The sequence below is a fragment of the Bradyrhizobium tropiciagri genome (assembly GCF_018130545.1).
GTDB lineage: Bacteria > Pseudomonadota > Alphaproteobacteria > Rhizobiales > Xanthobacteraceae > Bradyrhizobium > Bradyrhizobium tropiciagri_A.
On sequence record NZ_JAFCKF010000006.1, the window covers coordinates 183,612 to 196,185 of the forward strand.

Below are 12,574 nucleotides of genomic sequence, written 5' to 3' on the forward strand. Positions count from 1 at the left end.
GGGACCCATAACCACCGATGTTCATGGTTGTACTGAGCTGGAGCCCCAGCCTTAGTCATTGGAAGAGCTGTGGTTATGGGTCCCGGCTTTCGCCGGGACGACGATATGGTGGCAGCTGGACCTATTTCTTCCGCCGCGCCTGCTTGCGCCAATCCGCCACGAACGACACGAACGCAGCGAGCGCGGGCGGCGGCTGGCGGCGGCTCGGATAATAGAGGAACGGTCCGTCGAACGGCGGGCACCAATCGTCGAGCACGCTGACCAGCGCACCGGACTTCACGCCGTAGCGGACGTAGCCCTCGAACGTCGCCCAGTAGCCGACGCCGTCATGGACCGCACGCAGCGCGAGGCCGAGATGGGTCGCGGTCAGCTTGGCCGGCGGCGAGATCTTCACCACCCGGCCGTTCTTCTCGAACTCCCAATCGAACATCACGCCATTGCTGAAGCGGCTGCGGATGCAGGCATGCGCCAGCAGATCCTTCGGCTGCATCGGCCGGCCATGCTTCGCGACATACTCGCGCGACGCCACGATTGCGTAGCGCTGCGGCGCACCGAGCGGCACCGCCACCATGTCCTGCGCCAGATGCTCGCCATAGCGCACGCCGGCGTCAAAGCCCTGCGCGACGATGTCGACGAAGGCGCTCTCGGCCACGAGGTCGAGATCGATCTGCGGATATCTGGCGAGGAACGGCGCGATCATCGGCGCCAGCACGAGGTCGACCGCAGGCGGCGGCGCATTGATGCGCAGGCGCCCCGACGGCTCGGCGCGCAGGCCGCGCACCTCGGTGATCGCGTCCGCGACATTGACCATCGCCGGCGCGACACGGGCCAGCAGCAGCTCGCCGGCCTCGGTCAGCGCGACGCTGCGGGTGGTGCGGTTCATCAGGCGGACGCCGAGCCGCTCCTCCATGTCGCGCAGGCGCTGGCTGAGGCTCGAAACCGAGACGCGGCTCTCCAGCGCCGCACGCCGGAAGTTGCGCGTGCGCGCCACCGCCACGAAGGCATCGAGGTCGCGAAGGTCGAAATCCTGCATTGTTCGATATAGTGAACAACCCATTCTGGATTGTCCAGCTTATCCCGAAAACCGGATCGGCCCATATCAGCCGCGTCATTTTGGCGGCGGATAATCCGTCGCGACCTCCAGGGAGCACCACCATGGACACACGCAAACTCGGTTCCACCGGCCCCACGGTTTCGCAGATCGGCCTCGGCTGCATGGGGATGTCCGACTTCTACGGCCCGACCGACCGCGGCGAGAGCATCGCCACCATCCACGCCGCGCTCGAGGCCGGCATCACGCTCCTCGATACCGGCGACTTCTACGGCATGGGCCACAACGAGATGCTGATCGGCGAGGCGCTGAAGAGCCGCAGCCGCGACAATCTGCAGATCAGCGTCAAGTTCGGCGCGCTGCGCGACCGCAATTACGGCTTCCTCGGCTATGACAGCCGCCCGGTCGCCGTGAAGAATTTCGTCGCCTACTCGCTGCAACGGCTCGGCGTCGATCACATCGACATCTACCGCCCGGCGCGGCTCGATCCCAACGTTCCGATTGAGGACACGGTCGGCGCGATGGCCGACATGATCAAGGCCGGCTGGATCAGGCATATCGGGCTGTCCGAGGTCGGCTCCGACACCATCCGTCGCGCTCAGAAGGTGCATCCGATCGCCGATCTGCAGATCGAATATTCGCTGGTATCGCGCGGCATCGAGACCGACATTTTGAAAACCTGCCGCGAGCTCGGCATCGGCATCACCGCCTATGGCGTGCTGGCGCGCGGGTTGATCAGCGGGCACTGGTCGAAGGACCGCGGCGGCGCAAAGGATTTTCGGCTGCTGAGCCCGCGCTTCCAGGCCGGCAACATCGACACCAACCTGGCGCTCGCGGATCGGCTGCGCATCATCGCCGGCGAGATCGGCGCCTCTCCGGCGCAGGTCGCGATTGCCTGGGTCGCGGCGCAGGGCAAGGACATCGTGCCGCTGGTCGGCGCACGGCGGCGCGAGCGGCTGACCGAGGCGCTCGGCGCGCTCGATGTGAAGCTGACCGCGGCGCATCTTGCCGCACTCGCCGAGGCATTTCCGCACGGCGCGGCCGCCGGCGGACGCTATCCGGAGGATCACCTCCGACACATGGACAGCGAGAAGCCCGCGACCGTGTCCTAGCTGACTATATGCCCGCTCAGATCGGTGATCCCAGGTGCATCACCGTTGAGCGGGTTCTGCGGATCGCGCGCGTAGCGCAAGGTTTCGAACCGCATCGCGCGCGCATCCACCATCAGCAGGCGGCCGACCAGGCCGTCGCCGAAGCCGACGATCTCGCGGATCGCCTCCAGCGCCATCATCGATCCCAGCACGCCGGCGAGCGCGCCCATCACGCCGGCCTCGGCGCAGGCCGGCACCGTGCCCGGCGGCGGCGCTTCCGGAAACAGGCAGCGATAGGTCGGGTTGAACACGCCTTCGGCGTTCTTCTCATGCGCGCGGATCGTGGTCAGCGAACCGTCGAACTGTCCCAGTGCCGCCGTGATCAGCGGCCGCTTGGCGAGGAAGCAGGCATCGGCGACCAGATAGCGGGTCTCGAAATTGTCGGAGCCGTCGAGCACGAGATCGTAATTTCCGATCAACGCCATCGCATTGTCGGCGGTGAGCCGCATCGGATGCGCCTCGAACGTCACGTGCGGATTGAGCGCGTGAATCTGCGCCGCCGCGCTGTCGACCTTGCGCTTGCCGATGTCGGATGTCGTGTGGATGATCTGGCGCTGCAAATTGGAGAGCGAGACGATATCGTCATCGATCACGCCGAGCCGGCCGACGCCGGCGGCGGCGAGATACATCAGCACCGGCGCGCCGAGGCCGCCGGCGCCGATCACCAGCACCGACGCCTTTTTCAGCGCGTTCTGGCCGGGGCCGCCCACCTCGCGCAGCACGATGTGGCGGGCATAGCGTTCGAGCTCGTCAGCACTCAGCATTGTCACGTCCTGCGCGTTCCCTGAACCGGAGCGCGGTTGTTGCCGACCAAGCAGATGTGCTTAATTGCGTCGACGTCAATGGTATCAGTCATTTCCCCCGGATTTGTCATGAGATTGGTGCTTTCGGCAACATTGATGGTCGCGGCTATTGGCGCGGCGCAGGCCCAGATGACACCGCCGACGACGGCGGGTGCCAAGCCGAAAACGGTGACGACGGTGCCGGTTCGCCCGGCGCTGCAGAAGCCGGAGGATACCGCGGGCGCGATGGCGCAGGCCGAGCGGCTGGCGCTGCAATCCGACCTCGCCTGGGTCGGCGAATATAACGGCGCGATTACCGGCGACGTCAGCGAGCGCATGGTCAATGCGATCAAGGAATTCCAGAAGAACCGCGGCGGCAAGCCGACCGGCGTGCTGAACCCGCAGGAGCGCGGCGTGCTCGCCGATACCGCGCGGCGGAAGCAGGAGAGCGTCGGCTGGCGGATCGTCACCGAGCCCGCCACCGGGGCGCGGCTCGGCATTCCCACAAAACTGGTGCCGCAGCTCATCAGCGATGCTTCCGGCGCCAAATGGACCTCGCCGACCGGCACGGTTCAGGTGCTGCTGACCCGGCGCAAGGAAGCGAGCCCGACAACCGCAAAGCTTGCCGAGCAGGAAAAGAAGGAGCCGGCCGGCCGCACCATCGACTATACCGTGGTGAAGCCGGATTTCTTCGTGCTGTCGGGCATGCAGGGGCTGAAGAAGTTCTATCTCCGCGGCACCTTGAAGGGTGACGAGGTCCGCATCCTCACCATCCTCTATGACCAGGCGATGCAGACCACCGTCGAACCGGTTGTCATCGCGATGTCGAGCTCGTTCAGCGCATTTCCATCGGGCGTGCAGGCCGGGCCGCCGCCGCGCAAGACCGTCGAATATGCCACCGGCGTTGTGGTCAGCGACGACGGCGCTGTTGTAACCGACCGCGTGGCGACCGCCGACTGCATCGCGCTGACGATCCCCGGCTACGGCAGTGCCGATCGGGTCGCCGAGGACAAGGAGCACGATCTCGCTCTGCTGCGCATCTACGGCGCGCGCGGGTTGAAACCGCTCAACATCGCCGGCCAGGCGACGCAGACCGCACTCGATATCACCGGCATCGCCGATCCGCAGAACCAGGGCGGCGGCGCGGCCGCGAGCAGCGTCAAGGCTTCGGTCGCGCAACTCGGCGGCGGCGATCAGGCGCTGTCACCGCCGCCTGCGCTCGGATTTTCCGGCGCGGCGGCACTCGACGGCAGCGGCAAGTTCGCCGGTATCGCATTGCTCAAGCCCGTCATCGTTGCAGGCCCGGCGAACGCGGCACCGCCGGCGCAGGCCGCGCTGGTGCCGGCCGACACGGTGCGCAGCTTCCTGAAGGCGCAGGGCGTCAACGCGGCGGGCGAATCGGCCGACGTCAAGGCCGCCGTGGTCCGCGTGATCTGCGTCAGGAAGTAGGGTGCTGTCATCGGCCGCGCATGCGGTCGATCGGGTATTCCAGGGATTCCTGTGATTCAGCCACGGCCCTTCCCACACGTCGTCCTGGCGAAAGCCAGGACCCATAACCACCGCATTCAGCGATGAAACCGGATCGCGGCCCCGGCGTCGCACAACGACGAGATCTGGGGTAATGGGTCCTGGCATTCGCCAGGACGACGTTGAGGATCACTCCAACGCAAACCGTACCCCGGCGCGGGCGAGACCACCGGCGATGCCGACCGGCGTGCCGTCGGCGCGCCAGCAGGCCGCGCCCGACATCGTGCCGTCAGCATGAAACTGGATCGCGTTCATGCCGCCGGCGACCGTCCGCACCGCCTGCACCCTGTGGCCTTTCGCAGCCAGCGTGGCGCGGATGCTCTCCGGCACCGTTTGCTCGACTTCCAGCGCATTGCCCTCGGTCCACACCCGCGGCGCCTCGACCGCCTCCTGCAGGTCCATGCCGTGATCGATCAGATTGATCAGCGCCTGCATCGCGCTCGGGAAGATGCGTTTTCCGCCGGGCAGGCCGAGTGCGTAAACCAGCTTCCCGTCGCGCAACGCCATCATCGGCGACATCGAGGTGGTGACGCGCTTGCCCGCGGCCAGCGACAGCGCGTGCCCCGGGCGCGGATCGAACAGGTTCATGTAGTTGTTCGGCACGGCGCCGAGGCCCGGGATCAGGATCTTGGCGCCGAACAGATTGTTGATGGTCTGGGTGGTCGCGACCACATTGCCCATCGCATCCGCCGCGGTCATGTGCGTGGTATGCGCGCTTTCGAGCTGGGTGACGCCGGCGCCCCAGGCTTGCGCGCGGTCGGGATCGATCGCGCGGCGGCGTTCCTCGGCATAGGCCTTTGAGGTGAGCTGCTCCACCGGCACGTTGATATAGGCGGGATCGCCGCTCGCGGCCTCGCGATCGGCAAAGGCGATCTTCAGCACCTCGGCGAGATAATGGATCGTCTCGGTCGTCCCGAAGCCGAGCCGCGTAATGTCGTAGCCTTCGAGAATATTCAGCATCTGCGTGATGTGCACGCCCGACGCGGCCGGCGGCGGCGGCCCGAGGATTTCCCAGCCGCGATAGTCGCAGCGGATCGGCTGCCGCTCGACGGTTTTGTAGGTTGCGAGATCTTCCTGCGCGATGAAGCCGCCGTGCTTCTTCATGTAGTCGACCAGGACGTCGCCGAGCGGTCCCTGGTAGAGCGCGTTGTCGCCGTGGTCGGCGATGTATTTCAGCGTCTCGGCATATTCCGCCTGCACCACGCGCTCGCCGGGCTTCAGCGGCGTACCGTTGGGCAGATAGATCGCCGCGATCGGCTTGTCCTTCAGCATCTGCTCGGCGCTGTCGCTGATGCATTCGTGCAGATAGGGCGTCACCGCGTAGCCGCGCGCGGCATGCTTGATCGCGGGCTGCATCACGTCGGCAAGGCTCATGGTGCCGAACCGGCGCAGCGCCTCGCACCAGGCCTTCAGTGAGCCCGGCACCGCGACCGCCTTCGGCCCGTTCAAATTCTCGTTGCCGACGGTGTCGAACACGTCATGCGCCGAACCGGGCTTCGAGGTGTAGGTATCCGGCCGCACTGCCTTCGGCACTGTGCTCTGGCCGTCAATGAAGCGATGGCTGCCGTCGGCGAGGCGAATATGCGCCATGCCGCCACCGATGATGCCGACCATCATCGGCTCGACCACGGTCAGCGCAAACAGCGTGGCGATCGCCGCATCGATCGCATTGCCGCCGGCCGCAAGCATCTCGGCGCCGGCGCTCGACGCGAGCGGATGATTGCTGACCACCATGCCGCGGCTGCCGTTGGCCGGTTGTTTCTGGCATTGAAAGCTTGTCGCGGCGCGATCGCGCCAGTTGCTGGTCATCGCTATGTGTTCTCGTTCTTGATGGAGCGATGGACCCATGTTCTCCGGCATCGCATGCGCGGTCAAGGTATCGCGATTTTCCTCATGGCGGCATTCGCAAATGCGATGTCAGCGCCGATCACGCAACCAGGTCTCGCGCGTGACCTTCCACTTCTCCGCTCGGGATTCGCCATTGTGGTGCGGCAGCTCGACGAAGCCGACAAATTCGGCCCCGGTCTTCTGCTTGACCCGGCGCGAGGCGACGTTGGACGGCGCGTTGCAAACATAGAAGCTGTCGAGGCCGAGCGTCAGGAAAGCGAAATCATTCACCGCGGCGATCGCCTCGGTCATGAGGCCCTGCTTCCAGTAGGGCTCGGCAAGCCAGAACCCGCGGTTGCCCTTGCGGCCGTCGGCGCGCGGCCGAAAATTGATGTTGCCGATCGCCTCGCCATCACCGGCGCGCAGCACCAGCACCCATTGATAGCTCTCCTCGCCGGCCGCGATCTTGTCGAGCTCGCGCTTGATGAAGCTTTCCCCGCCGTCGCCGGGATACGGCCACGGCACCACCGTGGCGAGAGTCTTGATCACGTTCCAGTTGTTGAAGTGATGCTGAATCGCCGGGGCATCCGACAGCGCAAGCGGCCGCAGGGTCAGGCGCGATGTCTGGAGGGTCGGCGTCTCGAACATGTCACTTCTGGCACTTCGGACACCAGAACGTCGAACGGCCGTTCTGGGTGAAGCGCCTGACGATGCCCTCGCAGCCCGAGGTACGGCAGGTCTCGCCTTCGCGGTCGTAGACCTGGAACGAATGCTGGAAATAGCCGAGATCGCCGTTGGTCAGGCGATGGTCGCTGATCGAGGAGCCGCCGGCCTTGATCGCCTGGTTGAGCACCGAATGGATCGAATCGACCACCCGCTTGGCATGATCCGTCGGCTCGGCCTTTTTAGTCGCGAGCGTCGCGGCCAATCGCCGCGGCGACAGATGCGAACGAAACAGCACCTCGCAGACATAGATGTTGCCAAGTCCTGCCACCACGCGCTGATCGAGCAGCGCTGCCTTCAGGCTGGTCTTCTTGTTGTGGCAGGAGCGCGCCAGCATCGCCGCGTCGAACGCGTTGCCGAGCGGCTCGGGACCGAGCCCCTTCAGCAGCGGTTCATCCTCGATCGCGTTGCGGGCGATGACCTTCATGTAGCCGAAGCGCCTGGGATCGTTGAACACGACCGCCGCGCCGGACGACATGTGGAACACGACGTGATCATGCGCGCGATCGTCACTGCGCGGATGGTGGAATTGCCCCGGCGTCGCCGCGCCCTCCTGCTTCAGCACGCGGAACGAGCCCGACATGCCCAGATGCATCAAAAGCACGTCGCCGGAGTTCAGGTCCGCCATCAAATATTTGGCACGGCGGCCGAGCCCGGTGATGGTCTGGCCCTCGAGCCGCGCGATAAAGTCTTTTTGAAACGGAAACCGCAAATCCTTGCGGCGGGCCTCGGCCTTGAGGATTTTGGAGCCTTCCATGGCCGGTTGCAGGCCGCGGCGGACGGTCTCGACTTCGGGTAATTCCGGCATGGCAGGCATTCACCTTTTGGAAGTGACGTGATAGCGCCATTGCGGCCGCCGCGCTATGGTTTGGCTGGAGCGTTTTCGAGCGAACTGGGCCCCGGTCCGCGTGAAGAAAACGCGACCAAAAAGGTAAGAGTATCAGTTGATGGATCGGCCGGATCAAACCACCCATTTCGGCTTCAGGGACGTGCCCCTGGGCGAGAAGCAGACGCTGGTGAACGACGTGTTTCACAGCGTGGCGTCGCGCTACGATTTGATGAACGATCTGATGTCGGTCGGGCTGCACCGGGCCTGGAAGGACGTCATGATCACGACGCTCGACCCGCCGAAGGGCGACCGGCCGTTTGCGCTGCTCGACGTCGCCGGCGGCACCGGCGACATCTCGTTCCGGGCCGCCAAGGCCGCCGGCACCGGTTTCCATGCCACGGTCTGCGACATCAATACCGACATGCTCGCCGTCGGCCGCGAGCGCGCCACCAGACAGCATCTCGATGACCGCGTGTCGTTCGTCGAGGGCAATGCCGAGACGCTGGGCTTCGCCGACCGTTCGTTCGACGCCTACACCATCGCATTCGGCATCCGCAACGTGCCGCAGATCGAGCTGGCGCTGCGCGAGGCCTATCGCGTGCTCAAGCCCGGCAGCCGCTTTTTGTGCCTGGAATTCTCCACCGTCGACGTGCCTGGCCTCGACAAGATCTACGATCTGTTCTCCTTCAAAGTGATCCCGCCGCTCGGTCGCGCCGTCACCGGTGACGCCGAGTCCTACCAATATCTCGTCGAGTCGATCCGCAAATTCCCGCGGCCGAACGCGTTCGCCGAGATGATCGGCGCCGCCGGCTTTGCGCGCGTGAAGTGGCAGAGCCTCTCCGGCGGCATCGTGGCGCTGCATTCGGGCTGGCGTTTGTGATCTCTGCACTGACCCACATCGCGCGGCTTGCCCGCGCCGGTTTCGTGTTTGCGCGCGAAGGCGTGTTCGGCGTCGTCGATCCCGCGCTGGTGCCGCCGCCCGGGCAGCTCGCGCTGAAGCTGGCGCGGCTGGTCGAGCGCCGCACCGCCAAGTCCGGTCCGCGGCTGTCGCGCGCGCTGACCCGGCTCGGACCGGCCTATCTCAAGCTCGGGCAATTCCTCGCCACCCGCCCCGACGTGGTGGGCGTCGCGATGGCGCGCGATCTCGAAAGCCTGCAGGACCGGCTGCCGCCGTTCGCGCAGGAGGAAGCCGAGACCGTCATCACGCAATCGCTGGAACGGCCGGTATCGCAGGCCTTCGTGCATCTGGGCCCTGCGGTTGCCGCCGCCTCGATCGCGCAGGTGCATCGCGCCGAGATCGAGCGCGACGGCGTGCGCCAGCAGGTTGCGGTCAAGGTGCTCCGGCCCAACGTCGCCGCGCGCTTTCGCCGCGACCTCAGCGACTTCTTCTTTGTCGCGCACAAGGCGGAGGCGCATTCCGCCGAGGCGCGGCGCCTGCGCCTGATCGAGGTCATCAACACGATGTCGCGCTCGGTCGCGATGGAGATGGACCTGCGGCTGGAAGCGGCCGCGCTGTCGGAGATGGCCGAGAACACGCGCGACGATCCGGATTTTCGCGTGCCCACGGTGGATTGGGATCGCACCGCGCACAGCGTGCTGACCATGGAATGGATCGACGGCATCGCGCTGAACGATCACGCGCGGCTCGCGCAGGCGCAGGTCGACCTGCCTGATCTCGGCCGCAAGGTGATCCAGAGCTTCCTGCGCCACGCGCTGCGTGACGGCTTCTTCCATGCCGACATGCATCCGGGCAATCTGTTCCTCGACGAGGCAGGCCGGCTCGTTGCGGTGGATTTCGGCATCATGGGCCGGCTCGGGCTGAAGGAACGGCGCTTCCTGGCCGAGATCCTGCTCGGCTTCATCACCCGCGATTATCGCCGCGTCGCCGAGGTGCATTTCGAGGCCGGCTATGTGCCGGGCCACCATTCGGTGGAGAATTTCGCGCAAGCGATCCGCGCCATCGGCGAACCGATCCACAACCGCACCGCCGAGGAAATCTCGATGGCGAAGCTGTTGACGCTTCTGCTCGAGGTCACCGGCCTGTTCGACATGCAGACGCGGCCTGAACTGATCCTGTTGCAGAAGACCATGGTGGTGGTCGAGGGCGTGGCGCGCGGCTTCGACCCGAAGCTCGACATCTGGAAGATCGCCGACCCCGTGGTGCGCGAATGGATCACGCACAATCTCGGGCCGGCCGGACGGATCCAGGGTGCGATCTCGGGCGCGGGCGAGCTCGGCCGCATCCTCGCCAATTTGCCGTCGATCGCCAACCGCGCCGTGACGGTGCTCGAGCAGCTGGAGACCATGACCCGGGAAGGCCACATGCTGTCGTCGGACTCGATCGACGAAATGGCCCGCGCCGAGGCCCGCAAGGCGCGGGTCCAGACCGTCGGCCTCTGGGTCATTGCCGCCGCCCTGATCGCAATCTTCTTCGCCATCCGCGCGCACTGATTGCAATGCATGCATCATGTGATAGCATCGCTATCACATTTGAGCATGATGCCCGAGGGCACGCCATGGCCAGCCTGACCATCCGCAAACTCGACGACGCACTGAAGGCCTATCTGCGGCTGCGCTCCGCCAAAAACGGGCGCTCGGTCGAAGAGGAGATCCGGGTGATCCTCCGGGACCTCGCAGAGGGCGGCGCGGAGCCCACGGAGGCGCCCAAATCGGGTTCCGTCACGGCTGCAGCCCCTGCGCCACGGGCCGCCAGCGCGGCCGGCGAGCCCAAGGTGACCCTGATCATCGGGGGCGGGATCGCGGCCTACAAGGCGCTGGATCTGATCCGGCGGCTCAAGGAGCGGCACATCCAGGTCCGCTGTGTGCTGACCAAGGCGGCCCAGCAGTTCGTGACCCCGCTGGCTGCCAGCGCGCTGTCGCATGAGCGCGTTTATACCGACCTGTTCGACGCCGAGAGCGAGTTCGACGCCGGCCATATCCGGCTGGCGCGGGACTGCGACCTGATCGTGGTGGCGCCGGCGACCGCCGACCTGATGGCCAAGATGGCGCAGGGCCATGCCGACGACCTTGCCACCGCCACGCTGTTGGCGGCCAACCGGCCCATCCTGCTGGCGCCGGCGATGAACCCGCTGATGTGGAACAACCCGGCCACCCGCCGCAATGTGCTGCAGCTCCGCCGCGACGGCGTCCACACCGTCGGCCCCAATGCGGGCGAGATGGCGGAAGCCGGCGAGGCCGGGGTCGGGCGGATGGCCGAGGCCGTCGAGATCGCCGCCGCCGCCGACCGCATGCTGCGACCGCCGCAACCGCGCCCGCTCGCTGGCAAGCGGGTGCTGATCACCGCCGGCCCGACCCATGAGGCGATCGATCCGGTCCGCTACATCGCCAACCGCTCGTCGGGCAAGCAGGGCTTTGCTATCGCTGCCGCGGCGCGCGCCGCCGGCGCCGACGTGGTGCTGGTGACCGGGCCGGTCGATCTCGCCGATCCCCAGGGCATCTCGGTGATGCGCGTGGAATCCGCGCGCGACATGCTGCACCGGGTCGAGGCCGCGCTGCCGGTCGACGTCGCGATCTTTGCCGCCGCGGTCGCCGACTGGCGGGTCGCCACCGAGGGCAGCCAGAAATTGAAGAAGACCGCGGCCGGGATGCCACCGCTGCAGCTGGTCGAGAACCCCGACATCCTTGCGACGATCGCCAAGCTGAAGGAGAAGCGGCCGCCGCTGGTGATCGGCTTTGCCGCCGAGACCGAGCATCTGATCGAGAACGCCAAGGCCAAGTTCGCGCGCAAGGGCTGCGACTGGATCGTCGCCAACGACGTCTCCCCGGCGACCGGCGTGATGGGCGGCGACCGCAACACCGTCCATTTGCTCTCGCGCGAGGGCAAGGACGTCACCGTCGACTCATGGCCTGTCATGACCAAGGAAGAAGTCGCGACTGCGCTGGTGTCGCGGATCGCAAGAGAAGTAGGAACCGCATCGTGAGCGCCACCATCAAGGTTGAAGTCCACCAATTGCCGCATGGCGCAGATCTGTTGCTGCCGATCTACCAGACCGATGGCGCCGCCGGGCTCGACCTCCTGGCCGCGGTGCCGCGGTCGGCGCCGCTGCTGCTGCTGCCGGGCCGCTACGAGATGGTTCCGACCGGGCTGACGATCGCACTGCCGCCGGGCTATGAGGCGCAGGTGCGGCCGCGCTCCGGGCTCGCCGCCAAGCACGGCATCACAGTGCTGAACTCGCCCGGCACGATCGACGCCGACTATCGCGGCGAGATCAACGTGCTGCTGATCAATCACGGCCAGGAGGTGTTCTCGATCCGGCGCGGCGAGCGCATCGCGCAGATGGTGATCGCGCCGGTCACAAGGGCCGAGCTGGTTCCGGTCGACGTGCTGTCGTCGACCGAGCGTGGCAGCGGCGGCTTCGGCTCGACCGGACGCTAGCGCGCGAAGTGTGCGGACGGCTCCGGCAGATCACGCTTCGAACGCACTCCCGCGTGAATACGGAGTCAATTCGCGTAAAATCCACAGCACCGGCCGCATTTTTTCACAGCGGATTCTGCGTTCACGGTCTGGACTCTTACTCGCCGAGTCCCGTTGGGACTATTCTGGATTGATTCGAGCGCGACGGGGGGTCTTCGTCGGGCTGTCGGGTCCTGCTTGGGCATGATCCACGGACAAACGCGAAACGTTTGCCGTGAGGGAACACCGGTCTCCTCTTTTCCGGATCAT

Annotated in this window: 11 protein-coding genes; 6 read left to right on the forward strand and 5 right to left on the reverse strand. The window is 66.2% G+C overall.

All coding sequences use genetic code 11. The features are described from left to right. Nucleotides 1-121: 121 nt before the first annotated feature. Nucleotides 122-1,033: a LysR family transcriptional regulator gene (locus JQ616_RS26000; protein WP_212019486.1), complete on the reverse strand. Its 912-nt coding sequence runs from the start codon at nucleotides 1,031-1,033 to the stop codon at nucleotides 122-124. A 122-nt stretch (nucleotides 1,034-1,155) separates the two neighbouring features. Between JQ616_RS26000 and JQ616_RS26005 the strand changes: the two genes are divergently transcribed. Beyond that, the gene (locus tag JQ616_RS26005) at nucleotides 1,156-2,163 is read left to right on the forward strand and encodes an aldo/keto reductase (protein WP_212019488.1); all 1,008 of its coding nucleotides are present in this window, start codon (nucleotides 1,156-1,158) and stop codon (nucleotides 2,161-2,163) included. Here JQ616_RS26005 and JQ616_RS26010 read toward each other — a convergent pair. Further along, complete coding sequence (locus tag JQ616_RS26010; protein WP_212019490.1) at nucleotides 2,160-2,966, reverse strand: HesA/MoeB/ThiF family protein; 807 nt, start codon at nucleotides 2,964-2,966, stop codon at nucleotides 2,160-2,162. The genes JQ616_RS26005 and JQ616_RS26010 overlap by 4 nt on opposite strands. Before the next feature lie 108 nt (nucleotides 2,967-3,074). Between JQ616_RS26010 and JQ616_RS26015 the strand changes: the two genes are divergently transcribed. Then, nucleotides 3,075-4,433, forward strand: a complete 1,359-nt coding sequence (locus JQ616_RS26015) for a serine protease (RefSeq protein WP_212019492.1) — start codon at nucleotides 3,075-3,077, stop codon at nucleotides 4,431-4,433. Nucleotides 4,434-4,640: 207 nt separating this feature from the next. On the opposite strand, the gene ggt is transcribed toward JQ616_RS26015, so the two are convergent. The 3 genes from ggt to mutM form a co-directional block, all read right to left on the reverse strand. After that, entirely contained in the window at nucleotides 4,641-6,320 is a 1,680-nt protein-coding gene (gene ggt, locus JQ616_RS26020; RefSeq protein WP_212019494.1) for a gamma-glutamyltransferase, read from the reverse strand. A 108-nt stretch (nucleotides 6,321-6,428) separates the two neighbouring features. After that, a complete protein-coding gene (locus tag JQ616_RS26025) occupies nucleotides 6,429-6,986 on the reverse strand; it encodes a GNAT family N-acetyltransferase (RefSeq protein WP_212019497.1) in 558 nt (185 codons plus the stop codon). Between the two features lies 1 nt (nucleotide 6,987). Further along, on the reverse strand, nucleotides 6,988-7,869 hold the full coding sequence (gene mutM, locus JQ616_RS26030) for a bifunctional DNA-formamidopyrimidine glycosylase/DNA-(apurinic or apyrimidinic site) lyase (protein ID WP_212019499.1): 882 nt from the start codon (nucleotides 7,867-7,869) through the stop codon (nucleotides 6,988-6,990). Between the two features lie 139 nt (nucleotides 7,870-8,008). On the opposite strand from mutM, the gene ubiE reads away from it, so the two are divergent. The 4 genes from ubiE to dut all read left to right on the forward strand — a co-directional run bounded on the left by ubiE (nucleotide 8,009) and on the right by dut (nucleotide 12,286). Next, the gene (ubiE, locus tag JQ616_RS26035) at nucleotides 8,009-8,770 is read left to right on the forward strand and encodes a bifunctional demethylmenaquinone methyltransferase/2-methoxy-6-polyprenyl-1,4-benzoquinol methylase UbiE (protein ID WP_212019501.1); all 762 of its coding nucleotides are present in this window, start codon (nucleotides 8,009-8,011) and stop codon (nucleotides 8,768-8,770) included. Beyond that, a complete protein-coding gene (ubiB, locus tag JQ616_RS26040) occupies nucleotides 8,767-10,341 on the forward strand; it encodes a 2-polyprenylphenol 6-hydroxylase (RefSeq protein WP_212019503.1) in 1,575 nt (524 codons plus the stop codon). Before ubiE ends, ubiB begins: the two co-directional genes overlap by 4 nt. 65 nt (nucleotides 10,342-10,406) lie before the next feature. Beyond that, a complete protein-coding gene (coaBC, locus tag JQ616_RS26045; protein WP_212019505.1) occupies nucleotides 10,407-11,831 on the forward strand; it encodes a bifunctional phosphopantothenoylcysteine decarboxylase/phosphopantothenate--cysteine ligase CoaBC in 1,425 nt (474 codons plus the stop codon). Continuing rightward, complete coding sequence (gene dut, locus JQ616_RS26050) at nucleotides 11,828-12,286, forward strand: dUTP diphosphatase (RefSeq protein ID WP_212019507.1); 459 nt, start codon at nucleotides 11,828-11,830, stop codon at nucleotides 12,284-12,286. Before coaBC ends, dut begins: the two co-directional genes overlap by 4 nt. Nucleotides 12,287-12,574 lie beyond the last annotated feature (288 nt).